This is a genomic window from Streptomyces sp. CA-111067 (assembly GCF_050956065.1).
Classification (GTDB): Bacteria; Actinomycetota; Actinomycetes; order Streptomycetales; family Streptomycetaceae; genus Actinacidiphila.
In genome coordinates this window covers 5,616,365-5,642,293 of the sequence record NZ_CP192103.1, presented here as the reverse complement: position 1 = coordinate 5,642,293, position 25,929 = coordinate 5,616,365, and the positions used below count along the sequence as shown (strand labels likewise).

20 protein-coding genes are annotated in these 25,929 nt (G+C 72.0%); 10 read left to right on the top strand and 10 right to left on the bottom strand.

Going from position 1 to position 25,929, the window contains the following annotated elements:
- Positions 1–66: 66 nt before the first annotated feature.
- The 4 genes from ACQPW6_RS24885 to ACQPW6_RS24870 form a co-directional block, all read right to left on the bottom strand.
- The gene (locus ACQPW6_RS24885) at positions 67–2,163 is read right to left on the bottom strand and encodes a protein kinase (protein WP_433891890.1); all 2,097 of its coding nucleotides are present in this window, start codon (positions 2,161–2,163) and stop codon (positions 67–69) included.
- A 138-nt stretch (positions 2,164–2,301) separates the two neighbouring features.
- Complete coding sequence (locus tag ACQPW6_RS24880) at positions 2,302–4,125, bottom strand: serine/threonine-protein kinase (protein ID WP_433891889.1); 1,824 nt, start codon at positions 4,123–4,125, stop codon at positions 2,302–2,304.
- 75 nt (positions 4,126–4,200) lie between these two features.
- Positions 4,201–6,105, bottom strand: coding sequence for a serine/threonine-protein kinase (locus ACQPW6_RS24875; protein WP_433891888.1), 1,905 nt, complete (start codon positions 6,103–6,105; stop codon positions 4,201–4,203).
- 56 nt (positions 6,106–6,161) lie between these two features.
- Positions 6,162–7,874: a glycerol-3-phosphate dehydrogenase/oxidase gene (locus tag ACQPW6_RS24870; protein WP_433891887.1), complete on the bottom strand. Its 1,713-nt coding sequence runs from the start codon at positions 7,872–7,874 to the stop codon at positions 6,162–6,164.
- Positions 7,875–8,155: 281 nt separating this feature from the next.
- Here ACQPW6_RS24870 and ACQPW6_RS24865 point away from each other — a divergent pair, with 281 nt between their 5' ends.
- Entirely contained in the window at positions 8,156–9,439 is a 1,284-nt protein-coding gene (locus tag ACQPW6_RS24865; RefSeq protein WP_433891886.1) for a nucleotide sugar dehydrogenase, read from the top strand.
- Positions 9,440–9,590: 151 nt separating this feature from the next.
- A complete protein-coding gene (locus ACQPW6_RS24860) occupies positions 9,591–10,292 on the top strand; it encodes a hypothetical protein (protein WP_433891885.1) in 702 nt (233 codons plus the stop codon).
- Positions 10,293–10,375: 83 nt separating this feature from the next.
- On the opposite strand, the gene ACQPW6_RS24855 is transcribed toward ACQPW6_RS24860, so the two are convergent.
- Positions 10,376–11,497: a GuaB3 family IMP dehydrogenase-related protein gene (locus ACQPW6_RS24855; protein WP_093713254.1), complete on the bottom strand. Its 1,122-nt coding sequence runs from the start codon at positions 11,495–11,497 to the stop codon at positions 10,376–10,378.
- A gap of 168 nt (positions 11,498–11,665) precedes the next feature.
- Here ACQPW6_RS24855 and ACQPW6_RS24850 point away from each other — a divergent pair, with 168 nt between their 5' ends.
- From ACQPW6_RS24850 to ACQPW6_RS24840, 3 genes are read left to right on the top strand one after another with little or no spacing between them, the layout of a single operon-like run.
- Entirely contained in the window at positions 11,666–12,073 is a 408-nt protein-coding gene (locus ACQPW6_RS24850) for a hypothetical protein (RefSeq protein ID WP_433891884.1), read from the top strand.
- A 55-nt stretch (positions 12,074–12,128) separates the two neighbouring features.
- Complete coding sequence (locus ACQPW6_RS24845) at positions 12,129–13,775, top strand: DUF262 domain-containing protein (RefSeq protein WP_433891883.1); 1,647 nt, start codon at positions 12,129–12,131, stop codon at positions 13,773–13,775.
- Positions 13,765–14,961 (top strand): type II toxin-antitoxin system HipA family toxin, encoded by a 1,197-nt coding sequence (locus tag ACQPW6_RS24840; RefSeq protein WP_433891882.1) that lies wholly within the window; start codon positions 13,765–13,767, stop codon positions 14,959–14,961. Before ACQPW6_RS24845 ends, ACQPW6_RS24840 begins: the two co-directional genes overlap by 11 nt.
- Before the next feature lie 37 nt (positions 14,962–14,998).
- On the opposite strand, the gene guaB is transcribed toward ACQPW6_RS24840, so the two are convergent.
- The 3 genes from guaB to ACQPW6_RS24825 form a co-directional block, all read right to left on the bottom strand.
- Positions 14,999–16,498 carry an IMP dehydrogenase gene (guaB, locus tag ACQPW6_RS24835; protein ID WP_433891881.1) on the bottom strand — a complete coding sequence of 500 codons (1,500 nt, stop codon included), beginning with the start codon at positions 16,496–16,498 and terminating at the stop codon, positions 14,999–15,001.
- A 98-nt stretch (positions 16,499–16,596) separates the two neighbouring features.
- Positions 16,597–17,217: an RNA polymerase sigma factor ShbA gene (gene shbA / locus ACQPW6_RS24830; RefSeq protein ID WP_433891880.1), complete on the bottom strand. Its 621-nt coding sequence runs from the start codon at positions 17,215–17,217 to the stop codon at positions 16,597–16,599.
- 237 nt (positions 17,218–17,454) lie between these two features.
- On the bottom strand, positions 17,455–18,066 hold the full coding sequence (locus ACQPW6_RS24825; protein ID WP_003948568.1) for a response regulator transcription factor: 612 nt from the start codon (positions 18,064–18,066) through the stop codon (positions 17,455–17,457).
- A 452-nt stretch (positions 18,067–18,518) separates the two neighbouring features.
- Between ACQPW6_RS24825 and ACQPW6_RS24820 the strand changes: the two genes are divergently transcribed.
- Positions 18,519–18,824, top strand: coding sequence for a WhiB family transcriptional regulator (locus tag ACQPW6_RS24820; RefSeq protein WP_433891879.1), 306 nt, complete (start codon positions 18,519–18,521; stop codon positions 18,822–18,824).
- A gap of 114 nt (positions 18,825–18,938) precedes the next feature.
- Here ACQPW6_RS24820 and ACQPW6_RS24815 read toward each other — a convergent pair whose 3' ends face one another.
- Positions 18,939–19,898, bottom strand: coding sequence for a LysR family transcriptional regulator (locus ACQPW6_RS24815; RefSeq protein WP_433891878.1), 960 nt, complete (start codon positions 19,896–19,898; stop codon positions 18,939–18,941).
- Between the two features lie 84 nt (positions 19,899–19,982).
- Between ACQPW6_RS24815 and ACQPW6_RS24810 the strand changes: the two genes are divergently transcribed.
- The 4 genes from ACQPW6_RS24810 to ACQPW6_RS24795 all read left to right on the top strand — a co-directional run bounded on the left by ACQPW6_RS24810 (position 19,983) and on the right by ACQPW6_RS24795 (position 23,890).
- Complete coding sequence (locus ACQPW6_RS24810; RefSeq protein WP_433891877.1) at positions 19,983–21,152, top strand: aminotransferase class V-fold PLP-dependent enzyme; 1,170 nt, start codon at positions 19,983–19,985, stop codon at positions 21,150–21,152.
- A 417-nt stretch (positions 21,153–21,569) separates the two neighbouring features.
- Positions 21,570–22,382 carry a GNAT family N-acetyltransferase gene (locus tag ACQPW6_RS24805; protein ID WP_433891876.1) on the top strand — a complete coding sequence of 271 codons (813 nt, stop codon included), beginning with the start codon at positions 21,570–21,572 and terminating at the stop codon, positions 22,380–22,382.
- 56 nt (positions 22,383–22,438) lie between these two features.
- Entirely contained in the window at positions 22,439–23,092 is a 654-nt protein-coding gene (locus ACQPW6_RS24800) for an MOSC domain-containing protein (protein WP_433894645.1), read from the top strand.
- A gap of 21 nt (positions 23,093–23,113) precedes the next feature.
- Positions 23,114–23,890, top strand: coding sequence for an SDR family NAD(P)-dependent oxidoreductase (locus tag ACQPW6_RS24795; protein WP_433891875.1), 777 nt, complete (start codon positions 23,114–23,116; stop codon positions 23,888–23,890).
- 315 nt (positions 23,891–24,205) lie between these two features.
- Here ACQPW6_RS24795 and groL read toward each other — a convergent pair whose 3' ends face one another.
- Positions 24,206–25,822 carry a chaperonin GroEL gene (gene groL, locus ACQPW6_RS24790; protein ID WP_433891874.1) on the bottom strand — a complete coding sequence of 539 codons (1,617 nt, stop codon included), beginning with the start codon at positions 25,820–25,822 and terminating at the stop codon, positions 24,206–24,208.
- Positions 25,823–25,929 lie beyond the last annotated feature (107 nt).

Here is a 25,929-nt window from a genome sequence, read left to right as displayed (position 1 = left end):
CCCCAGGGCAGGGGTCCTCCCGCTGCCGTCACACGATCCGCACACCGGCGGGCCCGGCGTGCGGGATCAGTGCACGGCGTACGTCTCGACGGCCTTGTCGAACGCGCGCTGCACGTCGGCCCGCTGCGCGTCCGGACCGCTGACCACCACCAGGTGGTAGCGGCCGTCGATGATCATCGCGAGGTTGAGCGCGTAGAGCTGGTTGTCGGAGGCGTCGCGGTAGCTGTACTCGCCCTCGGCCGCGTGGTGGCCGCGCACGTCCAGGGTGTGCAGGTTGGAGGCGGCGGACCAGGCCGAGGCCCGGAACGCGGCGAGTTCGGGCTCTTCCAGCTGGTAGGCGAGCGGGTCGTCGCCGTGCTCGGAGACGGTGTCCCGGCCCGGCACGACGGTGAGCTGCAGGCCGCTGCCGGTGTAGTGGACCTGGCCCTGGCCGTTCTTGCCGGCCCGCTGCCAGCCGGTGTGGACGGCCACCGAGAAGCCCGCGGAGTCGCTGCGCACCGCGAAGTCCGAGCCCAGGTCGGGCGGCGGCGGCACAGTGGCGGGCGGCGCCTTCGAGGTGGCCGGCGGTGCGGCGGAGGTCGGCTTGCTCGTGGTGTGCTGCGCGCTGGTGGGCGGGGCGGTGGTCGGGTGGTCCTTGGCGCCGCCCTTGCTGTCGCCGCCGGAGCCGGGCATCTCGGCCGGCACCGTACGGTCGCCGTTCGGGCTGTCGCCCGAGGCCCCGTCGCGGTGCGGCAGGACGAGGACGGCGAAGATCACCAGCGCGGCCAGTACGGCGAGGACGAGGAAGACCAGCCGGGCGCCGAGCTTGCGCGGGGTGCTCCCGCTCTTCTTCGTGCCGCCGCGCTGCGGCTTGCGGTAGACGACCTGCTCGCGGTCCTCGCGGAACAGCTGCTCCTGCCTGACCTGGCCGCGCACCCGCTCGGGACCGGGCTCGGCGGCGACGGCCGCCCTGGCCTGCCGGGCGGGCCTGGTCTGCTTGACCGGCTTGACCTGCCTGGGCGGCTTCGCCTGCTTCGCCTGCTTGCCGCGGGCGTGCTTGCGGTGCGCGGGCGAGCCGGGATCGGCGGCGGCCTCGGCCCTGCGGCGGCGCCGCACCAGCTCGCCCCTGCGCCGCTTGACCGGCAGCCGGGCCGGGTCGGCCGGCACCTGAACCGTGCTGACGCCGAGGTCGGGTTCGGGCGCCGACCTGATCAACGACCGCAGCCAGCCGCCCAGTTCCTCGGCCTCGGGGCGCTCCTCCGGATCGGGCCGCAGCAGCGACTCCACGATCGGCCGCAGCGGTCCGCACTCCTCGGCGAAGGCGGGCGGCTCCGCGCAGACCAGCTGGACGAGTTCGGCCGCGTTGTCCTCGGGGTAGGGCGGGTGGCCCTGCACGGTGCGGAACAGCAGCGAGCCCAGCGCCCACAGATCGGCGGCCGAGCCGACCGGCGGCGACAACCGCCAGTTCTCGTGCACCTCGTGGGCCTGCTCGGGCGCCCAGCGCTCGGTGACGGGGCCGACGACGGTGATCCGGTTCTGCCGGGCGCGTTCCTGTTCGAGGGCGGACTCCGGGCCGCGCCAGGAGTTCTCCGGGCTGTCGGGGCCGCCCGCGAACACCTCCTCGGGCACCGGGTCGTAGCCGCACAGCGCCTCCTGGGCGGCGCCGGCCGCGAGGCCCGCCAGCATCGCCCGGCCGTCGTCGCAGACCAGCACGGTGCCGGCGGTCACATTGCGATGGGTCCAGCCGTGGGCGTGCAGGGCGCGCAGCGCGGTGAGCACGTCGGAGGCGATCTCGGCGGCGCGGTAGGCGTCCAGCGGGCGCTCGGCGAGTAACGCCGCCAGCGGGCGGGCGGACACCAGTTCGCTCGCGATCCACAGGCTGCCGCCTTCGATGAAGATGTCGAAGACCTGCACCAGACGCGGGTGGTCGGGTATCGCGGCGGCGGCCCGCGCGGCCTCCAGCGCCCGCCTGGCGCTGTCGCTCACGGTGTCGGGATCCTCGAACCCGCCCTCGTCGCCCGGCACTTCGGCCGTCACGACGTCGGGCAGCAGCACCTGCCTGACCAGGACCTCCTGGCCGCTGTAGGTGTCGAACGCCCTGGTCTCGGCGAGTTCGAACTCGTCGGCGGGCGGCCGGGGAAGGCGGTAGCGGTCGGCGAGCACCCGTCCCGCGTAGTCGTCCATGGCGCCCCCTCTCCGCACCAGTCCCCGATCGATCAGCATCGATCGGCGTCGATCGGCCTACCTCATGAACCGGTCCACTGCCGACACGATACGGATGCGGACAGTCCACGGCTACTCACGATACGTGCTCTGGCGTTGTCACTTGGCCGGTTCGAAGGTTGCGAAGAAGTCGTCGAGCGTCGTGGCGTTCTTCTCGTTGCCCCAGTCGCCGCTGGGAGTGGTGAACATGATGGCGTAGCCGTGGTGGGCGTCCGTCACGAATCCCCGGTTGAGGACGTGTACCTGCTTACCCCCTTGGCTGCGGGTGTACTCCCAGTCGGCGGCGTCGTAATGGCGGTAGCCGGCCTGCTTCACCGCGATCTGGTGGTAGCCCGAGATGTGGGTGTCGCCGGGCTTAGCGGCCCTCGCCGACGCCGACTGCCAGTCGCCCAGCGCGCTCTTGCCCGGCTTGTGCACCCAGTCCACCAGTAGTTCCCTGCCGTCGGAGCCGCGGAACCGCGAGCCGGAGCCGTAACCGTTGTCGCCGACCCGCTTCCAGCCCTTCGGCAGCGCTATCGAGAAGCCCTCGTCGTCGTGCCACATGTAGAAGCCGGCCGGCAGCCCGTTCCCGGCCGGCGGCTTGCTGCTCGGCGGCGGGGTGGTCGTGGCCGTGGTCGTCGCCGGGGTGGTGGGGGACGAACTGCTGGGCGTCGAGGACGGTGTGCGGTCGTCCTTGCCCGTGGAGTGCGTGCCGGTCGAGGCCGCGGTGGGCTTCTTGCCGCCGCCCTTGCTGTCCCCGTCGCCGCCGCCGGAGTCGGCGAGCGCGACTCCTATCACCGTGCCGAGCAGCGCGACCACCACCGCGGCGACCACGATCAGCAGGGTGCGGCGCGGCACCACGTCGGTCAGCGAGGCGCGGCCGGGCGACGGCCTGCCGGCCGGAACTCCCGGCTCCGGCGCGGGCTTCTGCTTCGGCTTCGCCGACGCGGCGGCGTTGCGCAGCGAGCGCAGCGCGTCCCGCGCCCTGGCCTGGTCCATCGCCGCGGCCCTGGTCTCGGCGGGCGCGTCGGTCGGCACCGGCTGCGGGTCGACCGGCAGGACGGTGGTGCGGGTGGCGTCGGCGGCCGTCGCGGGGGCGGCGGCCGGGCGCTCGGGGGCGTACGCCACGGCGGTCAACTGGGCGCGGGCGCCCGCGTTGTCGAGCCGCCGGTCGGGGTCCTTGGCCAGCAGCCCCCTGATCGCCTCGGCGAGCGGCCCGGCGTTGTGCATCTCGCCGACCGGCTCGGTCATCACCGCGGTCAGGGTGGCGATCGCGGCGCCCTTGTCGTACGGCGGCCGGCCCTCGACGGAGGCGAACAGCAGTGCGCCGAGCGACCACAGGTCGGCGGGCGGGCCCGGCTTCTGGCCGCGGGCGCGCTCGGGTGAGATGTACGAGGGCGCGCCGACCAGCATGCCGGTGGACGTCACCGACGGGTCGCCGTCGATCTGCGCGATGCCGAAGTCGCTGAGCACCACCCGGCCGTCGTCGCCGAGCAATACGTTTGACGGCTTCACGTCACGGTGCAGGATGCCTTCGCGGTGCGCGGCCTTGAGCACGTCGAGTATCACCAGGCCGACCTCGGCGGCGCGCTTGGGGGTGAGCGGGCCGTCCTCGCGGATCGCGTCGGACAGCGACCTGCCCTCGACCAGCTCCATGACGATCCACGGCCGGTCGTCCTCCTTGACCACGTCGTAGACGGTGATCGCGCCGGTGTTGCGGATCCGGGCGGTGGCCTTGGCCTCCCGCAGCGTCCTGGTGACAAGCCGCTGCTTCTCCTCCTCGTCCACGTTGCCGGGGAAGCGCAGCTCCTTCACCGCCACGCTGCGGCCGAGCGTCTCGTCCACGGCACGCCACACCGTGCCCATGCCGCCCTTGCCGAGAACGCCGGTGAGCCGGTACCGGTCGGCCAGCAAGCGTCCGTCGGTACCTTCGTCCTCGCTCATGGGTTCCCTTTGCAGTGCCTGCGGTGTAGGACCCCATCATCCCCGAACGGGGGACGTGGAAGCGAACCCGACGTATCAGCCGGATTGCCGGAAACCGGCCACGGCGTTGTCGAACACCGGCTTCCACTGCTCCCATTGGGCCTTGGGAGCGCTCAGGTAGATGGCGAAGTCGGTGCCACCCTCCTTGCCGAATCCCATGTCCGCGGCCTCCCAGTCGCGGGCGGTGCCCTTGAAGGTGAACATCCACAGGGCGGCCTTCTGGCCGCCGAACAGCGTGGTGGGCACCATCCGTTCGCGGTGGTAGCCGTCAACCTGCCGGCGGGTCTGCGGTTCGAGGTCCAGCCAGTTCTGGTACGGGTCGCCGCTGGCGTACTTGAGCGCGCTGATCTTCAGTCCGACCAGCTTGGACGGGTCGAGGTAGTCGACCTCGTCGCCGTTCTGGTGGACCTCCTTGGTCCAGCCGTCCGGCACCGGGACCGAGTAGCCGTGGTCGGGCTGCCGCGCCAGGTGGTAGCCCTGCGGCACCGCGGGCGGGGTCCAGGCCGGTGTGGTGGGCGGTGTCGTCGGCGGCGTGCTGGGCGCGGTGGTCGGCGGCGTGGTGACCGGGGTGGTCGGCCCGGTCGTGTGGTGGTCGCCCTCCGTGCCGGTGCCGCCGCCGAAGTGCTGGGCGGCGAAGGCGCCGCCGCCGGCCAGGACGACGACGGCGGCCACGGCGGCGAGCCAGGCCCTCCGGCGGCTGCGGCCCGGCGTGGGCGGGGCGGCGTGCGTCGTGGCGGGGGCCGTGGCGGCGTGGGTGGGCGCGGTGTCCTGCTGCGGCGGGATCTGCGCCGGGGGCGGGCCGCCCGGGTACGACTGCCCGCCCGGGTAGGAATGGCTGCCGGAGTAGGTCGGGGCACCGTTCTGGCCGCCGGTCCGGCCACCGTTCTGCCCGTTGGTCTGCCCGCCGGTCTGGCCGCCCGGGTACGACTGGCTCCCCGAGTACGACTGGCTGCCGGTGTACGGCGATCCGCCGCTGTACGACTGGCTGCCCGTGTACGACTGGCCGCCGGCGTAGGACGGTCCGCCCGCGTACGGGCTGCCGCCGGGGCCGAACTGCCCGGAGTGGCCGGGCTGCTCGACCACCGCGGTGTCCTGCTCGCTCGCGGGTATGCGCAGCAACCGCTCGGCCTCGTCCATCGAGAGCCGCCGCTGCGGCTCCTTGGCCAGCAGCCCGTCGATCACCTCGGCGAGCGCCCCGGCGTGCGCGGGCGGCTCGACCGGCTCCTCGGCGATCGCGTACGCCGTCTCGATCGCGGTCGGCCGGCGGAACGGCGAGATGCCCTCCACCGCCTGGTAGAGCGTGGCGCCCAGCGCCCACAGATCGGCCTCGGGCCCGGGCGCGCCGCCGCGGATGCGTTCGGGTGACAGGAAGTCGATGGAGCCGATCAGCTCGCCGGTGCGGGTCAGCGTGGAGGTGCCGGACGCCTGCGCGATGCCGAAGTCGGTGAGCACCACCCGGCCGCCGCTCTGCGCCGCGCCCTCGACGCCGAGCAGGACGTTGCCGGGCTTGACGTCCCGGTGCAGCACGCCGGCCCGGTGCGCGGCCCGCAGCGCGGCGAGCATGCCGCGGCCGATCCTGGCGGCCTCGGCGGGCGGCTGCGCGCCGTCGGACTTCAGCCGCTCGCCGAGCGTGACGGACGGGACGTACTCCATGACGATGGACGGCAGCCCCTCGTCGTCGACCACGTCGTGCACCACGACCACGTTGGGGTGGCTGATCCGGGCGGCGGCGCGCGCCTCGCGGCGGGTGCGCTCGAAGAGGGTGGCCAACTCCTCGTCGTCCATGTGCGGTTGCGGCGGATGCAGCTTCTTGACCGCGACCTGACGGCCGAGCAGTTCGTCCTCGGCCAGCCAGACCGTGCCCATTCCGCCCCGGCCGATCCGCTCAACCAGCCGGTACCGGTCGGCGACCAGCCGCCCCTCGTCGCCGTTTCCGGCCATCTCGCAACCTTCCGCCCGCTCCCCCGATCACGCGTCGCGTGTCGCGCCCAGGCGATTCACGCCTGGAGAGGCACGATATCGGGCGCCCCCAGGCGAGCGGCATCCGCGGTCTGATCGTCGGGCTGCAATTGCGACTCGCGTTCGGCTTCTACCCGCTTCTCGTAGTACGAGACCTCCTTGTCGATCTGCTGCGCGTCCCAGCCCAGCACGGGGGCCATCAGCTCCGCGGCCTCCCGGGCGCTGAGCACTCCGCGGTCGAAGGTCTCGATGGAGATCCGCGTCCTGCGGGCCAGTACGTCGTCAAGATGGCGGGCGCCCTCGTACGCCGCCGCGTAGACGACCTCGGCCCGCAGGTAGTCGTCGGCGGCGGCCAGCGGGGCGCCCAGCGAGGAGTCCTCGGCGATCAGCGCGAGCAGCTCGTCGGAGAGCGCGCCGTACCGCTTGAGCAGGTGCTCCACCCGGGCGACGTGCAGGCCGGTGCGCTCGGCGGTGCGGGCGCGAGCGTTCCACAGCGCGTGGTAGCCCTCGGCGCCGGCCAGCGGGATGTCCTCGGTCACGCACTCGGCGACCTTGTGGTCCAGGCCGTGCACGGCCTCGTCCACCGCGTCCTTGGCCATCACCCGGTACGTCGTGTACTTGCCGCCGGCCACCACGACCAGGCCGGGCAGCGGGTGCGCCACGGTGTGCTCGCGGGACAGCTTGCTGGTGGCGTCCGACTCGCCGGCCAGCAGCGGGCGCAGCCCGGCGTAGACGCCCTGCACGTCGTCCCTGGTCAGCGGGGTGTGCAGCACCGAGTTGACGTGTTCGAGCAGGTAGTCGATGTCCGCGCTGGAGGCGGCCGGGTGCGCCTTGTCCAGGTCCCAGTCGGTGTCGGTGGTGCCGATGATCCAGTGCCGGCCCCACGGGATGACGAAGAGCACGCTCTTCTCGGTGCGCAGGATCAGTCCGGTGCTGGAGTTGATCCGGTCCTTGGGCACCACCAGGTGGATGCCCTTGGACGCGCGGACGTGGAACTGGCCGCGCTCGGCGATCAGCGCCTGCGTGTCGTCGGTGAAGACGCCGGTGGCGTTGACGACCTGCCGGGCGCGCACCTCGTACTCGCCGCCCGCCTCCACGTCCCGCACCCGGGCGCCGACCACCCGCTCGCCCTCGCGCAGGAAGCCGACCACCCGGGTCTCGTTGGCGACCTGCGCCCCGTAGGAGGCGGCGGTCCGCACCAGCGTGGTGACCAGCCGGGCGTCGTCCACCTGGGCGTCGTAGTACTGGAGCGCGCCGACCAGCGCGTCCTTGCGCAGCGCCGGGGCCACCCGCAGCGCGTGCTTGCGGGTGAGGTGGCGGTGCATCGGCAGGCCGCGGCCGTGCCCGGAGGAGACCGACATGGCGTCGTAGAGCGCCACCCCGGAGCCCGCGTAGAGCCGCTCCCAGCCCTTGTGCTGCAACGGGTACAGGAAGGGCACCGGGTGCACCAGGTGCGGGGCCAGCCGCTCCAGCAGCAGGCCGCGCTCCTTGAGCGCCTCCCGCACCAGGGCGAAGTCCAGCATCTCCAGATAGCGCAGACCGCCGTGGATGAGCTTGCTCGATCGGCTGGACGTGCCCGACGCCCAGTCGCGGGCCTCGACGAGCCCGGTGGTCAGGCCCCGGGTGGCGGCGTCGAGCGCGGTGCCCGCGCCGACCACGCCGCCGCCGATGACCAGGATGTCGAGCTCCTGCTCCGCCATCTTGGCCAGGGCCTCGGCTCGCTGGGCGGGGCCGAGAGTTGTCGTACGCATCCGTTCCTCCGTGCCTGCCGCTGCGGTGTTCTTCCGGTCGGTCGATCCGTTCGCTACTGCGCTCCTGCTATTGCGCTCCTGCGCACGTTCCACGTTCACATGCTCCTTCGATAGTGACCGGCCCGGGCGCGGGCTGCCAGTCACGATCACCGGGGCCGCCCGGCGCGGCGTGCGGTCATATCAGTCATTTGTCTGGTTAGCCTGTTTTTGAAGCCATCCGGGAGCCCACCCGTGAGCCCCGCCGTGAGCCATCCGAGGTGGTCGCAAGGGAGGACGCACCCATGCCCGCAGACCTCGCCGTACTCGGACTAGGCCGCACCGGACTTCCGCTCGCGCAGGCGGCCACCGCCGCGGGCGTCGGCGTGATCGGCTACGACCCCGATCCCGCCGTCGCCGCCGACATCAACGCCGGACGGGTGCCGCCCGGCTCGCTGGCAGCAGCCGACCTGCGCAGGATGCTGGCCGGCGGCTTCCGGGCCAGCGCCGAACCCTCGGTGCTCGGCCGGGTGCGTACCGCGGTGATCTGCGCGCCCACCCCGCCCGGCGAGGACCGCGCGCTGGACCTGACCCAGGTGGCGGCCGCCGCCCGGGCGCTGGCGGCGCAGCTGCGCCCGCACACCACGGTCGTCCTGGAGTCGGCCGTCTACCCCGGCACCACCGAGGGATTCCTCCGCCCGCTGCTGGAGGCGCACGGGCTGCGGGCCGGCCGGGACTTCCACCTGGCCTACTCCCCCAGCCGGTTCGACGCCGGCAACCGCGACTTCCAGCTCGCCAACACCCCCAAGGTGGTCGGCGGCTGCACGCCGGCCTGCACGGAGGCCGCCGCCGCCTTCTACGGCCGGTTCACCGAGCGGATCGTGCGGGCCAGGGGGCCGCGGGAGGCCGAGGCGGTCAAGCTGCTGGAAACCAACTATCGGCATGTGAACATCGCGTTCGCCAACGAGATGGCGGTCTACTGCCACGACCTGGGCGTCGACCTGTGGGACGTGATCCGCTGCGCCGAGACCAAGCCGTTCGGCTTCCAGGCGTTCCGCCCCGGGCCCGGCGTCGGCGGCCCCGCGCCGGCGCTCGACCCCAACGCCACCCCGCTGTTCGCCGCCGCGCCGGCCGAGCACGGCCGGCCGCGCACGCTGGGCCACCCGCTGCGGATGGTCGAGCTCGCCCAGGAGGTCAACGGCCGGATGCCCCGGTACGTCGTCCAGCGGGCCGCCGCGCTGCTCAACGAGCACGGCAAGTCGCTGCGCGGCGCCCGGGTGCTGCTGCTCGGCGTCACCTACAAGGCCGACCTCGCCGACCAGGAGGGCGCCCCGGCCCGCGAGATCGGCACCCGGCTGATCGACCTCGGCGCGCAGCTCGGCTACCACGACCCGTACGTGCCGCAGTGGCGCGTTCTCGACCGTCCGGTGCCGCGCGCGGACTCGCTGTGGGAGGCGGCGGCCGAGGCGGATCTGACGGTGCTTCTGCAGCACCACCGCACCTACGATCTCCAGGGCCTGGCGGTGAAGGCCCAGCTCCTGCTGGACACCCGCGGCGCCACCCCGGCGGGCGCGGCGGCCCGGCTCTGACCGGTCCGCGTCAGGGCCGGCGGTGCGGATCCGCTGTAGTGGTCGTGTAACGACCGCATGAATGCACCTGATCCGCCTGTCCGATTGTCATCCCCTACTGCTACATTTCGGCGTCACTCAGCCGAAGGTATTCCGTTTCCGGGGGATGTTCATGAGCTCCAACTACCCACCGCCGCAGCAGCCCGCCGGCGGCGGCAACCCGTACGCACAGCAGCCCGCGGCGGGCGGCAGCCCGTACGCGCCGCAGGGGGCGCCGCAGGCCGGCGGCGGGGGCAACCCGTTCGCCCAGCAGGGGGCCTCCCCCTACCCGGCCCAGCCGCAGGGCGGCCAGGCACCGTACGGCCAGCAGCCGTTCAACGGCGCCGCCTTCCCGCCGCCCAGCCCGTACGCCTCCCAGCGGGTCGGCGGCCGGGACAACGTGGCGATGGGCATCCTGGCCGGGGTCGTGGCGATGGTCGTGGCCGGCCTCGCCTACGGCGGGATCCTGCGCGCGATGTCCGGCGACGACGGCTCGATCCGCGACTTCCGGCTGCTGGCCATCCTGGTCGGCGCGCTGATCGCGGTGGCGGTCGGCAAGGTCGGCGGGCGCAACCCGGTACTGCCCGTCGTGGCCCTGGTACTGGCCCTGGTGGCCATCGTGGGCGGCGAGCTCTACGGCACGGCGCTGACGATCAGCCACTACGCCTCGACCCACGGCGGCCCGAGCGAGCTGACCACCAGCAACATCATCTTCGATCACTTCGGTGACCTGTGGAAGACCTGGAAGCATGACTTCGGCGTCTCGCGCGCCCTGTTCCTGCTCTTCGGCGGGGGTATCGCCTTCGGGCTCACCAAGCGGCTCGGCGAGGGCTGACCGCTCCCGCAGTACGTACGACGACGGGGCCCGTACCGCCTTCCTTCAGGCGGTACGGGCCCCGTCGTCGTACGGTGCCGGGCTCAGCGGTGGTGGGTCGGGGAGACCGTGACCTCGACGCGCTGGAACTCCTTCAGGTCCGAGTAGCCGGTGGTGGCCATCGAGCGGCGCAGCGCGCCGAAGAAGTTCATCGAGCCGTCGGGCGCGTGCGAGGGGCCGAGCAGGATCTCCTCGGTGGTGCCCGCGGTGCCCAGGTTCATCCGCTTGCCGCGCGGCAGCTCGGTGTTGACGGCCTCCATGCCCCAGTGGAAGCCGCGGCCCGGCGCGTCGGTGGCGCGGGCCAGCGGGGAGCCCATCATCACCGCGTCGGCGCCGCAGGCCACCGCCTTGGGCAGGTCGCCGCTGGCGCCGAAGCCGCCGTCGGCGATGACGTGCACGTAGCGGCCGCCGGACTCGTCCATGTAGTCCCGGCGGGCGGCGGCGACGTCGGCCACGGCGGTGGCCATCGGCACCTGGATGCCCAGCACGTTGCGGGTGGTGTGCGCGGCGCCGCCGCCGAAGCCGACCAGGACGCCGGCCGCGCCGGTACGCATCAGGTGCAGCGCGGCGGTGTACGTGGCGCAGCCGCCGACGATCACCGGGACGTCGAGCTCGTAGATGAACTGCTTGAGGTTCAGCGGCTCGTGCGAACCCGAGACGTGCTCGGCGGAGACGGTCGTCCCGCGGATCACGAACAGGTCCACGCCCGCGTCGACCACGGCCTTGGAGAACTGCGCGGTGCGCTGCGGCGACAGCGCGGCGGCGGTCACCACGCCGGCGTCCCGCACCTCCTTGATCCGCTGCCCGATCAGCTCCTCGCGGATCGGGGCGGCGTAGATCTCCTGGAGGCGGGCGGTGGCCCGGGAGTCGTCGAGCTCGGAGATCTCCGCGAGCAGCGGCTCCGGGTCGTCGTACCGGGTCCACAGACCCTCCAGGTTCAGCACGCCCAGGCCGCCCAGGTTGCCGATCCTGATCGCCGTCTCCGGCGAGACGACGGAGTCCATCGGCGCGGCCAGGAACGGCAGCTCGAACCGGTAGGCGTCGATCTGCCAGGCGATCGACACTTCCTTGGGGTCCCGGGTACGCCGGCTCGGCACGACGGCGATGTCGTCAAACGAGTACGCCCTGCGGCCTCGCTTGCCCCGCCCGATCTCGATCTCAGTCACATCCGCGCCTCTCTCATCAGCTTGCGCCGCCAAGTATCCCGCACATCCGCGGTGGGATACCGCTCGGCGGTAGCAGGGCCCCGCATACGGTCCGTAACCCCTTGCCGGAGACGCACGCCAAGTGGTAGTTAATACTGACACAGTTTCACTCAGTGAAAGTGAGAGTAAATGACGCGGACCATCCGGGTTGACGATGAGGTCTTCGCCAAGCTCCAGGGCCTGGCCAAGCCGTTTGTGGACACGCCTAACAGCACCCTGCGCAAATTGCTCGGTCTTGAGGTGACGTCGGCCGGTTCGGGCGCGCCCACCGCCGTCCGCATCTCAGCCAGTGACCAGACGCTGGCACCGCTGCTCGCCGACGGCCGGCTACAGGCGGGCCAGCAACTCGTCTGGCGGCGTCGCAATCTCCGCCGGGAGCACCACGCCGTTGTCCTGCCGACCGGCCAATTGCGTCTGGAGGACGACAGCGTCCACAACACGCCGTCCGGTGCGGCCACGGCTCTGGCGAAGAGCCAGCAGAACGGCTGGACGGCATGGACGACCGAGCACGGCACGCTCCTGGATGATCTGCGTTGAGCCGTGGCCAGGGCGGCCCGAGTGCCTACCATGCGAGAGTCACAGGAGGTGGATCATGGCGGGAATGACCCAGCCGAAGGTCAGCCGCGTCAATCCGCCGCAGCTGGTCGAGTGGGCCGAAGACGGACGCATCCGGATTCCACCTTTCCAGCGCCCGTATCGCTGGGACCCCGTCGACGCGGAGCGGTTGTTCGACAGCGTCCTGCGCGGTTATCCCATCGGCAACCTGCTGATGTGGCGCAAGCCCGCCGCCGAGGGCGACGTCGTCATCGGCGAATTGCGCTTCCACGCAAGGGAGCAGCCCGGTGCCCTGTGGGTGGTGGACGGCCAGCAGCGTCTCACCACTCTGGTAGGCGCCCTGACGGCGTCGGACGAGACGATCGACCGACGGTTCAGGATCTTCTACGACCTCCGCGAGGAGAAGTTCCTTTCCTCCCCCCACTCCCAGCGGCCCCGGGACTTCTGGCTTCCTGTCTGGGTTGCGGCCGACAACCGGCGGCTGCTCGCATGGCAGCGCGAGCGCCCATGGCTGTCGGACCGGGAGTTCGACCTCTGCGACGCCGTGACCACCGCCATCCGTACCTACGAAATCCCCATGTACGAGATCGAAGGCGACGACGAGCAGGCCCTGCGGGAGATCTTCGACCGGATGAACACGTTCGGGAAGGCGCTGAAGCGGGCCGAGATCTTCCAGGCGCTGCACTCCGCCCCCCTCGACGTACAGCCGTCCGACCTGGACGCGCTCCGCCAGCGGGTCAACGCGCTGCGGTTCGGCGAGTTCACCGCGCAGACCCTCATGCAGAGCGTTATGGCCGTGCGGGGCGGAAAGGTGGACCGGGACTTCCGGCAGGAGTTCACGGACGACGCCGACCGGCAGTCCGCTTTCGCGCAGACCGAGAAGGCACTCCGGCTGACCGTGGACTTCCTCCACACCGATGCGGGCATCCCCCATCTGCGTCTGCTGCCGTACGCCCTCTATGTCCCCGTCCTCACCCGGTTCTCCGCCCTCTTCGGACGACCCGAGGGCCGGGCCGCCGAACTGCTGCGCCGGTGGATCTGGCGGGGCGCCGTTGTCGGCGCCGCTCCGCAGGGGAACACCGTGGCACTGCGCCGCAACGCCACCGCTGTGACCGGCGATCCGGTGGCCAGCGCGAACCGGCTGCTGGAACTCCTGCCGCCGGGTGGTGAGGAGTGGAGACCCGATCTGGCACAGGTCGCCCTGAACCGCGCCCAGGCGAAGATCAACATCCTCGGTCTGCTGTCCGCCCACCCCGTCCTGCTCGCCGACGTCCTTGACTCCGACGGTAACCACCACGGGCGAGGATCCCGGATGGACCAGCCGGAGATGCTGGGGGACCTGCTGGGCGACGGCAACTCGCCCCTGACCGCCATCGTGCCGGGGACGAACGGGAACCTAGCCAACCGGATCGTCCATCCCTCCGGCAATGAGTCGGGGGCAGCGCTGCTGGCCCACAGCGCAGACCCGGTCGCCCTGCGCTCGCACTGCGTGGATGAGGCATGCCTGGCGCTGCTGAAAGAAGGGGCTCACGACGCCTTCCTGCTGCGCCGCGCGGTCAATGTCCGGCAAACCATCGCCGACCACGTCCAACGCATGGCGCTGTGGGGCTTCGCGGACGGTCCCGAGCCCGACGCCTGGTTCGAGGGTCCCGGCGAGGGATGGGGAGACACCCATGCAGCGTGACGTCACCGCATCGGTGTTCCTCGGCGACAGGCTGGTGGGCACTCTGGGCTACCACGACGGAAACACCTGGTTCGAGTACACCGATCTGACTCCCGATCACCCGGTCCTGGGGCAGGGGTTCGAACGAGATCCGCGCAAGCGCCGTTCCGCGAGTGGCAGCGTGCCGGAATGGTTCGCCAACCTGCTGCCGGAACCCGGCAGCGGTCTGCGGGGACTGGTTGCGGCGGCGCTCGACAAGAAGCGCGTACACGACTTCGTCCTGCTCAGCCATCTCGGCGACGACCTGCCCGGCGCGGTGCGGGTCGTCCCGGACACTCCACTGGACGGACTCCCTGAACACGAGTCCTCTGTCACGCACCGCGACGAGCACGAACTCCGCTTCTCACTTGCCGGCGTTCAGCCCAAGTTCTCGATGCGTTACGAGGGCAAGGCACTCGTCCTCCCGGCCAGCGGGAGCGGCGGTGACTGGATCGTGAAGCTTCCCGACCAGCGGTTCCACTCCGTGCCCGCGAACGAGTTCGCCATGCTCCGCTGGGCCCGGCAGGCCGGGATCGACGTGCCCGAGACACGACTCGTGCCGGCCACGGAGATCAAGAACCTGCCTGACGGACTCATCGAACCCGGCCAGCACGCCCTGGCTGTCCGACGCTTTGACCGCACGCCCGGGGGCCGGGTGCATCAGGAGGACTTCGCCCAGGTACGAGAGGTCGCCACCGACGCCAAGTACGACAAGGCCACCTATGAGGGCATCGGCCGAGTGATCTCAGCGGTGTGCCCACCCGAGGACGCAATCGAATACGTCCGCAGGCTGGTGGCCGTGGTCACCATGGGCAACGCGGACGCGCATCTGAAGAACTGGACGCTGCGCTATCCCGGAGGCGGCAGGGAGGCCCGGCTGTCCCCTGCCTACGACCTCGTATGTGTCACGGCCTACCCGAACGCGGACCACCAGCTCGCATTTCCGCTCGGGGGTAACGCCAGTACCGATTTGATCACCCCGGAGAGCTTCCGAGGGCTCGCTCCAGCCTTGAGGCTGTCGCCGACCCAAGTCGCCGACACGTTGCGGGAGACCGTCGAGGCCCTGGCGACGTCCTGGGGCGTGATCGAACGCACGCTGCCCGTCCCCGACTTCGTCGCCAGGACGATCAGCGAACGCCTCCGGTCACTGCCGCTGCTGCGCATGTAACCTGCCCCGCGCCCCGCCTGGGGCGCGGGGAACAGCGTCAGCCGTGATAGTTCGGGGCCTCTACTGTCATCTGGATGTCGTGGGGGTGGGACTCCTTCAGGCCGGCCGCTGTGATGCGGACGAAGCGGCCCTTGGATTCCATCTCGGAGATCTGCGCCGCGCCCACGTAGCCCATCGTCTGGCGCAGGCCGCCGACCAGTTGGTGGAGGACTGCGGCGAGGGGGCCGCGGTAGGGGACCTGGCCCTCGATGCCCTCGGGCACCAGTTTGTCGTCGGAGGAGACGTCGGCCTGGAAGTAGCGGTCCTTGGAGTACGAGCGGCCCTGGCCGCGGGACTGCATCGCGCCGAGCGAACCCATGCCCCGGTAGGACTTGAACTGCTTGCCGTTGATGAACATCAGCTCGCCGGGCGACTCCTCGCAGCCCGCCAGCAGGCTGCCGAGCATCACGCTGCTCGCCCCCGCGGCCAGCGCCTTGCCGATGTCGCCGGAATACTGCAGGCCGCCGTCGCCGATCACCGGCACGCCCGCGTCGTGGCAGGCGAGCGCGGCCTCGTAGATCGCGGTGACCTGGGGGACGCCGATGCCGGCCACCACCCGGGTCGTGCAGATCGAGCCGGGGCCGACGCCGACCTTCACGCCGTCCACGCCCGCGTCCAGCAGGGCGCGCGCTCCGTCGCGGGTGGCCACGTTGCCGCCGACGACGTCGATGCCGACGCTCGACTTGATCTTCGCCGTCCAGTTCAGCGCGTTGCTGTTGTGGCCGTGCGAGGTGTCGACGACCAGGAAGTCCACCCCGGCGGCGACCAGCGCCTGCGCCCGCTCCAGCGCCTCGGGCCCGGCGCCGACGGCCGCGCCGACCACCAGCCGGCCCTCCGCGTCCTTCGCCGCGTTCGGGTACTGCTCGGCCTTGACGAAGTCCTTGACGGTGATCAGGCCGCTGAGCCGGCCCTCGTCGTCCACCAGCGGCAGCTTCTCGATCTTGTGCTTGCGCAGCAGGCCGACCGCGTCCACCCGGGAGATGCCGACCTTGCCGGTGACCAGCGGCATCGGCGTCATCACCTCGCGGACCTGCCGGGAGCGGTCGCTCTCGAAGGCCATGTCGCGGTTGGTGACGATGCCCAGCAGCCGGCCGGTGCCGTCGGTGACCGGAACGCCGCTGATCCGGAACTTCGCACAGAGCGCGTCCGCGTCGCCGAGCGTGGCGTCGGGGCGGACGGTGATCGGGTCGGTGACCATGCCGGACTCGGAGCGCTTGACCAGGTCGACCTGGTTGACCTGGTCCTCGACCGACAGATTGCGGTGCAGCACGCCGACGCCGCCCTGCCGGGCCATGGCGATCGCCATCCGCGCCTCGGTGACCTTGTCCATCGCCGCGGACAGCAGCGGGATGTTCACCTTCACGTTCCGGGAGATGTACGACGAGGTGTCCACCTCGTGCGGCAGCACCTCGGACGCCCCCGGCAGGAGCAGCACATCGTCGTAGGTCAGCCCGAGGGTGGCGAACTTCTCGGCTACTCCGTCGGCGTTCAGCGTCATGACACCTTCCCGAATGGTCTTGCCCGGCGAGTTTTTCAATGGTAGTGGCTGTGCCGGTATTCCCTGACCGCTTCGGGGAGGGCCCGCAGGCCAGGGGCTTACGCCGAGAGACCCCGCGCGTCGGCCAGACCGGCCGGCGCCGCCATCTCCTCGGCGATCGCCCGCAGCCGGCTGAGCGCCCGGTGCTGCGCCACCCGGACGGCCCCGGGCGACATCCCGAGCACCTGCCCGGTCTCCTCCGCGCTCAGCCCCACCGCGACCCGCAGCAGCACCAGTTCACGCAGATGGCTGGGCAGCCGGTCGAGCAGCTTCTTGGCCCAGGCGGCGTCGCTGTTGAGCAGCGCGCGCTCCTCGGGGCCGAGCGAGTCGTCCGGCTTCTCCGGCATCTCGTCGGACGGCACCGCGGTACTGCCGGGGCCGCGCATGGCCGCCCGCTGCAGATCGGCGACCTTGTGCGCGGCGATGGAGACGACGAACGCCTCGAACGGGCGGCCCAGGTCGCGGTAGCGCGGCAGCGCGCAGAGCACCGCCAGGCACACCTCCTGGGCGAGGTCGTCCACGAAGTGCCGGGCGTCGCCGGGCAGCCGGGACAACCGGGTGCGGCAATACCGTTCGGCGAGTGGATGGACGAGCGCGAGCAGGTCGTGCATGGCGCGCTCGTCACCTTCGACCGCACGACGTACGAGCGCACCAATGGCAGGGGTGTCGTCGTCGCGCATCCACCCATGGTGCCTCGCCGCGGGACGATCCGTGTCATCGCGGCCGTACTTCTGCACCGAAGCGTTATCAGCCGCCGAAGCCGGCGCTGTCATCTCCGCCATCTGATCCGCCATGTGAAGCCCCCGCCGATCCCCGAGGAAGTCCATACCTCAAGCATGCGTCCTCCCCCGGGAAACCGAGGACTCGTAGGCGACTTCGCCGCCTGCGCCGCCCCGTGCGGGCCCGCACATCCCGGTCTAACGGACCAGGCCCCAGCGGAAGCCGAGCGCCACGGCGTGGGCCCGGTCGGATGCGCCGAGCTTCTTGAACAGCCGCCGGGCGTGCGTCTTGACGGTGTCCTCCGACAGGAACAGCTCGCGGCCGATCTCGGCGTTGGACCTGCCGTGGCTCATGCCCTCGAGCACCTGGATCTCGCGTGCGGTGAGGGTCGGGGCGGCGCCCATCTCGGCGGACCGCAGCCGGCGCGGGGCCAGCCGCCAGGTGGGGTCGGCCAGCGCCTGGGTGACGGTGGCCCGCAACTCGGCGCGCGAGGCGTCCTTGTGCAGGTAGCCGCGGGCGCCGGCGGCGACGGCCAGCGCCACCCCGTCCAGGTCCTCGGCGACGGTGAGCATGATGATGCGGGCGCCGGGGTCGGCCGACAGCAGCCGCCGTACGGTCTCCACCCCGCCGAGGCCGGGCATCCGTACGTCCATCAGGATGAGGTCCGAGCGGTCGGCACCCCAGCGGCGGAGGACTTCCTCACCGTTGGCCGCGGTCGTTACGCGCTCGACACCGGGCACGGTCGCGACCGCGCGGCGAAGGGCCTCTCGGGCGAGCGGGGAGTCGTCGCAGACGAGGACGGAAGTCATGACCGCCCTCCGCAGCTAAACGGCGTCACGTTGTGCCTCCAGGCTGTGCGAAATACGAATCTTCACCGTTGGGGCTGACGACCTCGGGCATATGCCCGAATCGCTTGTGCCGCCAACCGCTTCCGCCAGACTCAACGACCCTCACTCGAAAGAGTTACGAAGTTTGGTCGCGGCCATCGGCACGCTACGTGATCATCCGTGCGCCGCACGACCACATCGCAGGTCAGACGGGTGACGTGGGATTTATTCGGTGGTCGGAATACCTCACCTTCCGCTGCGGCGCCCGCGCGGGACACTGCCGAACGGGTGTTATGGCGAGGTTTGCACTGTTTGGCCGCTCTTTTCTGTTGTGTGGGCTAATCACCGCTAGATTGGCGAAGAGTCATATTTACATCTACTACGACAGTAGATGTACGGTTGAGTGCTTCACGCACCCTTCGAGGGGATGAGCAATGGCAGACTTCTCCCGCCTTCCCGGCCCCAACGCCGACCTGTGGGACTGGCAGCTTGTGGCTGCCTGCCGGGGAGTGGACAGCTCCCTTTTCTTCCACCCCGAGGGCGAACGCGGAGCCGCCCGCAGCGCGCGGGAGACCGCCGCCAAGGAGGTGTGCATGCGCTGCCCGGTCAGGGCGGAGTGCGCCACCCACGCACTGACCGTGCGGGAGCCCTACGGGGTGTGGGGCGGCCTCACCGAGGACGAGCGCGAGGCCATGATGGGGCGCTCGCGGAACCGGGTGCTCAGCCCGCAGTCGCAGTGAGCGCGGGTCGCACGGCGGGTCGTGTGGCGGGTCGTGTGGCGGGTCCTTTGCCGGGCCGGGCCGTCCGCTGCGTGCAGAATCGATTCTTCTGAGCCCGGGTGACGGGGCCGGCGCTCACTGCCCGGCCTTCTCGGGCCGGCGGGCCTGCTCGGTCAGCCGCAGACCCTCCCGGGCGAGCCGGCCGAGCATCATGTCCACGGCCGGCACATGGGCCAGGTCCGGCAGCGTCAGCGCGACGATCTCGCGCCGCACGGACTGCCGCAGCCCGACCACCGCGATCCCCTTCGGCCGCAGCGCGGCCAGCGCGAGGTCCGGCAGCACCGCCACCCCCAGACCGGCCGCCACCAGGCCGACCACCGCCGGGTAGTCGTCGGTGGCGAACTCGATCCGCGGCGTGAACCCCGCCTGCGCGCACACCTCGACCAGGTGTCGGCGGCAGCGCGGGCAGCCCGCGATCCACTCGTCGCCGGCGAGGTCGGCGATGTCCACGGTCGGCTGGCCGCCGGGGTCTTCTGCCGCGGCCAGCGGGTGGCCGGACGGCAGCACGCCGACCAGCCGGTCGCTGAGCAGTGGGCGCACCACCAGGTCGTCCCAGGACTCCTCGTCGGAGGTGTCCACGTCGGTGTAGCGGAAGGCTAGGGTGACGTCGCAGTCGCCGGCCCGCAGCAGCTCGACGGACTCCGGCGGTTCGGCCTCCACCAGTGAGACCTTCGTCCCCGGGTACTGGGCGCGCATCTGCGCGACCGCGCCCGGCACGAGCGCGGAGCTGCCCGAGGGGAACGACGCCAGCCGCACCCGTCCGGCCCGCAGCCCGGCGATGGCGGCGACCTCCTCCTCGGCGGCGGTCAGCCCGGCCAGGATCCCGGCCGCATGCCTGACCAGGGCGTCGCCCGCCTCGGTGAGCCGCATCTCGCGGGCGCCGCGGATCAGCAGCGGGGTGCCGGCGGACAGCTCCAGCGCCTTCATCTGCTGGCTGACGGCGGGCTGGGTGCAGCCCAGCTCGCGCGCGGCGGCGGAGAACGAACCGTTACGGGCCACCGAGCGCAGCACCCGGAGATGGCGAGCCTCGATCATCCGTCAACCATAAGCGTTACTTAGGGCTGTCGAAGAGGTCTCGGCGATGGACTTTGAGAGCGGGGCGGGTGAGGCTGAGGAGCCATGGAGACCACGCGTCATGATTCCGCCGATTCCCTCGATGCGACCGGCTCGACCGGCTCGACCGGGTCCGCCGACTCCGCCGACTCGACCGGCTCCGCCGGTCTGGCCGCGCTGACGGCCGCGGTCGCCGTCGAGTACGCCGGTCTCGCGCCCGGCTATCTGAACACCGCCACGCTGGGCGTCCTGCCGGCCCGCACCGGCGAGGCGCTGCGCGGCTGCGTGGACGCGTGGGCCGCCGGGCGGCCGGACGTGGACGGGTTCGAGTCGGCGGTCGTCGACTGCCGGGCGTCGTTCGCCCGGATCACCGGGGTGCCGGTGGAGCAGGTGGCGCTGGCCGGGACGGTCGCCGGCGCCGTCGGCCTGATCTCCGCGGGGCTGCCGGCCGGGGCGGAGGTGGTGCTCGCGGAGGAGGACTTCAGCTCGCTCGTGCAGCCGTTCGCCGCGCGCACCGACCTGGACGTGCGGCTGGTGCCGCTGGCCGGGATCGCGGAGGCGGTACGGCCCGGTACGGCGCTGGTCGCCGTCAGCGCGGCGCAGTCGGCCGACGGCCGGGTCGCCGACCTCGCCGCGGTCCGCGCGGCGGCGGCCGAGCACGGCGCCCGCACGCTGCTCGACGGCACCCAGTCGGTGGGCTGGCTCCCGGTGGACGCGGGCGACTACGACTACCTCGTCTGCCACGGCTACAAGTGGCTGACCTCGCCGCACGGGGCCTGCTTCCTGACCGTCCGGCCGGGCGCGGAGCCGACGCTCTCCGCGTCGTTCGCGGGCTGGTACGCGGCCGCGGACCCGTGGGCGTCCTGCTACGGCCCGATCGCCGAACTCGCCCCGGGGGCACGGCAGTTCGACGCCCGTCCGGCGTATCCGTCGTTCGTCGGGGCGGCGCGGTCGCTGGCGCTGATCGAGGAGGTGGGGGTGCCGGCGATCCACGCGCGGGCGCTGGCGCTGGCCGAACGCCTGAGGTCGGGCCTGGCCGGCCTGGGCTACGAGCCGGTCGCGCGGCTCGGGGCGGATTCCGCGATCGTCGCAGCCGGGATGCGCCCGGAGACGGCGGACCGCCTGACGGCGGCGGGCGTCACGTTCAGCGCCCGCGCGGGGAACTTGCGACTGTCTCCCCACTTCTACAACTCCGAGGCCGACGTCGACCAGGCGCTGAACGCCCTGACCCCCTGACCCCCCGACCCCGGCGCACCGGGACCCGCTCGCGGCTGCCGCCGCGTGGGCGCGACTTGTCCCGGCATCACCAAGGGGCGCGGCGAACTGCGCGATGGGGGCACCCCCGGCCGAAGGTTGGGGGACACAACGGCGGCGCGCCTCACCCACCGGCCCGAAGGGGCTCGTCCTGTCGCTTCCCGACCACCGGCCGGTGGTCGGCTGGCGGCGCAGTTCCCCGCGCCCCTGGGGTAACCGGGGCACATCCGCGCAGACGCGAGCGGAGCCGCATATCAGGCACAGCCCCGCGCCCCTGGGGTAACCGGGGCAGACGGCTCGCGTCGTGGGCCGGGCGCGTCCCGGTCCCGGGGGCATCGTGGGTCCCGGGGCGGGGGTAATCGCGTTGCGAGGGGTATACGCGGGTGCTGGAATGCGCGGATGGACAACGCCCGGGTGCTCGCCCTCTTCGATGCTCAGATGCGGCGGGACGCTCCTCCCGACGTCGCCACCACGCGGGTGGAACGGGTCGGCGGGGTCGTCCGGCAGTACGGGGCGGGCGCGCACGAGTGGACCGGGGTGCTCTGGTCGGACCTGGACGAGTCCACGGCGGACGCGGCGATCGCCGAGCAGCTGAGCTGGCTGGACGCACCGCAGGGCGCCGGCCGGGAGTTCGAGTGGAAGCTCTACGCGCACGACCGCCCGGCCGACCTCGGCGACCGGCTGCTGGCGGCCGGCTTCACCCCCGAGCCGCCGGAATCGCTGATGGTCGCCGACGCCACCGAGATCATCGACGCGCTCGGCGACGTCGAGCTGCCCGACGGCGTCACGCTGCGCACGGTGACCGACCGCTCCGGGGTCGACCTGATGGCCGAGGTGCACGAGCGGGCCTTCGGCACCAGCGCGGCACGGCTCCGCGAGCGCCTGCTCGACCAGCTCGCGCGGCAGTCGGCCACGGTCAGCATGGTGCTCGCCATGGCCGGCGACGCACCGGTGTGCGGAGCCCGACTGGAACTCTGCCCCGGCACGGAGTTCGCCGGCCTGTGGGGCGGCGGCACGGTCAAGGAGTGGCGCGGCAAGGGCATCTACCGCGCCCTGATCGCCCACCGCGCCCGCCTGGCGAGGTCAGCCGGCTACCGGTACCTCCAGGTCGACGCCTCCGACCAGAGCGCCCCGATCCTCGAACGCCTCGGCTTCACCTGCTTGAGCGTGACCACCCCCTACCTCCGCGAGTCCCGCGCCCAGCCCCGTTGAATGCGCCCCATAAATGCGCCCCAGCGGGCCGGGAGCAGGCGTAGCGTGCGGGGATGATGCGGGTGGTGAGCGTGAACGTGGGGCGGCCGCAGCCGAACCCCTGGAAGGGGCTTGAGGCCACCGGGATCGACAAGTGGCCTGTCGACGGGCCCGTCGGGGTGCGGGCGCCGGGGCCCAAGGGAACCGGGGCCGTCGGGCTCGACGGGGACCGGGTGTACGACGTCAAGCACCACGGGGGCGACGACCAGGCCGTCTACGCCTACGCCCGCGAGGACCTGGACCGCTGGGAGGGCGAGCTCGGCAGCCACTTCGCGAACGGCGCGTTCGGCGAGAACCTCACCACCGCCGGCATCGACGTCAACGCCGCCCTGATCGGCGAGCACTGGGCGATCGGCAGCACGGGCCTGGTCCTTGAGGTGTCCTGCCCGCGCATCCCGTGCGCGACCTTCGCCGGGTGGCTGGGCATTCGCGGCTGGATGAAGCGCTTCACCCAGGACGCGCTGCCCGGCCCGTACCTGCGGGTGGTCACCCCGGGCGAGGTCGCCGCGGGCGACGCGATCACCGTCGTGTCCCGCCCCGACCACCAGGTCACCGTCGCGATGTCCTTCCGCGCGGTCACCACCGAGCCGGACCTGCTGCCGCTGCTTCTCGACGTCGAGGCGTTCCCCGCCACCGACCGGGAGATGATCCGCCGGCGCCTCGCCCGCTGAAAGTCCCTCTACGCTGCCCGCATGACCACTTCCCTCATCACGGGCCCGACCTCGGGCCTCGGCGCGGCCTTCGCCCGGCGGCTGGCGGCCGACGGGCACCGGCTCGTCCTGGTCGCCCGCGACGAGCAGCGGCTCGCGGCCTGCGCCGCCGAACTGCGGGCCGAGTACGGCACCGAGTCCGAGGTGCTGCCCGCCGACCTGGCCACCGAGGACGGGATCGCCGCCGTCGAAGCGCGGCTGCGGGAGGCCGGCCGACCGGTGGACGTCCTGGTCAACAACGCCGGGTTCGGCAACAGCGGCACCTTCCTGGACGCGCCGCTCGACGAGGAGCTGCGGATGCTCCGGGTGCACTGCGAGGCGGTGCTGCGGCTGACCGCGGCGGCGAGCACGGCGATGCGCGAGCGGGGCCGCGGCACCGTGATCAACGTGGCCTCGGTGGCGGCGTTCATGCCGCGCGGCACGTACGGGGCGAGCAAGGCGTGGGTGGTCCGCTTCACCGAGGGCGCCGCCCGCGAACTGTCCGGCAGCGGCATCCGGTTCCTCGCGCTCTGCCCCGGCTTCGTCCGCACCGAGTTCCACCAGCGGGCCGGCATGCACGCCGAGAACCTGCCGTCCTTCGCGTGGCTCGACGCGGACAAGGTCGTCACCGCCGCGCTCCGCGACCTGGCCCGCGGCAGACTCGTCAGCGTCCCCGACCCCCGCTACAAGGTAGCCGTGGCCCTGGCCCGCCACGTCCCCCCGCAGGCCTTCGCCGCCCTCTCCACCCGCACGGCCCGCCGCTACGACCCGAAGACGTGACTCCCGCCAGACGAGTCCGGGGCGAAGCCCCCGGATTCGGGCGCACGACCCCCGCCACGGGGGCCCGGGGCGAAGCCCCCGGATTCGGGCATACGACCCCCGCCACGGGGTCCGGGGCGAAGCCCCCGGATTCGGGCGTACGACCCCCGCGAGGGGGTCCGGGGGCGAAGCCCCCGGACTCGGGCGCACGACCCCCGCCACGGGGGCCCGGGGGCGGAGCCCCCGGAAGACCCACCCACCACGGACGGGTGTGGCCCGCGTCCCCCGGAGGGGGCGCGGGCCACACCCGTCGTGCGAAGCCCAGCGGCAGGCGACTCAGTGAGAGTGCCCGTGTCCCGCCTCCTCGGCCTCCTCTTCCTTCTTCTCCACGACCAGCGTCTCGGTCGTCAGCAGCAGCGACGCGATCGACGCCGCGTTCTCCAGCGCGGAGCGGGTGACCTTGACCGGGTCGATGACGCCGGCCTTCACCAGGTCGCCGTACTCACCGGTGGCCGCGTTGAAGCCGTGGTTCTTCTCCAGCTCGGACACCTTGGAGGTGATCACGTAGCCTTCGAGGCCGGCGTTCTCGGCGATCCAGCGCAGCGGCTCGACGGCGGCGCGGCGGACCACGGCCACACCGGTGGCCTCGTCGCCGGTCTTGCCCAGGTTGTCGTCGAGCACCTTGACCGCGTGCACGAGGGCGGAGCCACCGCCGGAGACGATGCCCTCCTCGACGGCCGCACGGGTCGCGGAGATCGCGTCCTCCAGGCGGTGCTTCTTCTCCTTGAGCTCGACCTCGGTGGCCGCGCCGACCTTGATCACGCAGACACCGCCGGCCAGCTTCGCCAGGCGCTCCTGGAGCTTCTCGCGGTCCCAGTCGGAGTCGGTGGTGCCGATCTCGGCCTTGATCTGGCCGATCCGGCCCTCGATCTCGGACTTGTCGCCGGCGCCGTCGACGATCGTGGTGTCGTCCTTGGTGATGGTGACCCGGCGGGCGCTGCCCAGCAGGTCGAGACCGGCCTGGTCCAGCTTGAGGCCGACCTCCTCGGCGATGACCGTCGCACCGGTCAGCGTCGCGATGTCGCCCAGCATGGCCTTGCGGCGGTCGCCGAACCCGGGCGCCTTGACCGCGACGGCGTTGAACGTGCCGCGGATCTTGTTGACGACCAGGGTGGACAGCGCCTCGCCCTCGACGTCCTCGGCGATGATCAGCAGCGGCTTGGAGCCGCCGGCCTGGATGACCTTCTCCAGCAGCGGCAGCAGGTCCTGGATCGAGCCGATCTTGCCCTGGTGGATGAGGATGTACGGGTCGTCCAGTACCGCCTCCATCCGCTCCTGGTCGGTGACGAAGTACGGCGACAGGTAGCCCTTGTCGAACGCCATGCCCTCGGTGAAGTCCAGGTCCAGGCCGAAGGTGTTGGACTCCTCGACGGAGATCACACCGTCCTTGCCGACCTTGTCCATCGCCTCGGCGATCAGGTCGCCGACCTGCTTGTCCTGCGCGGACAGCGCGGCGACGGCGGCGATGTCCTCCTTGCCCTCGATCGCGCGGGCGGTCGAGAGCAGCTCCTCCGAGACGGCCTTGACGGCCGCGTCGATGCCCTTCTTCAGGGCGGCCGGGGAGGCACCGGCGGCGACGTTGCGCAGGCCCTCGCGGACCAGCGCCTGGGCCAGCACGGTGGCGGTGGTGGTGCCGTCACCGGCGATGTCGTTGGTCTTGGTGGCCACTTCCTTGACCAACTGCGCGCCCAGGTTCTCGTACGGGTCCTCGAGCTCCACCTCACGGGCGATGGTCACGCCGTCGTTGGTGATGGTCGGGGCGCCGAACTTCTTGTCGATGACGACGTTGCGGCCCTTGGGGCCGATCGTCACCTTCACGGTGTCGGCAAGCTTGTTGACGCCGCGCTCAAGGGCGCGACGAGCGTCCTCGTCGAACTTCAGGGTCTTGGCCATGCTGGCGAACTACCTCGTCTACTCGTCAAATCACGTCGTCATGGACGGCAGCGGCGCTCACGGCGGGAGCGTCAAATGACTCCGCCCCGGGCACCCGGCCTGAGGGG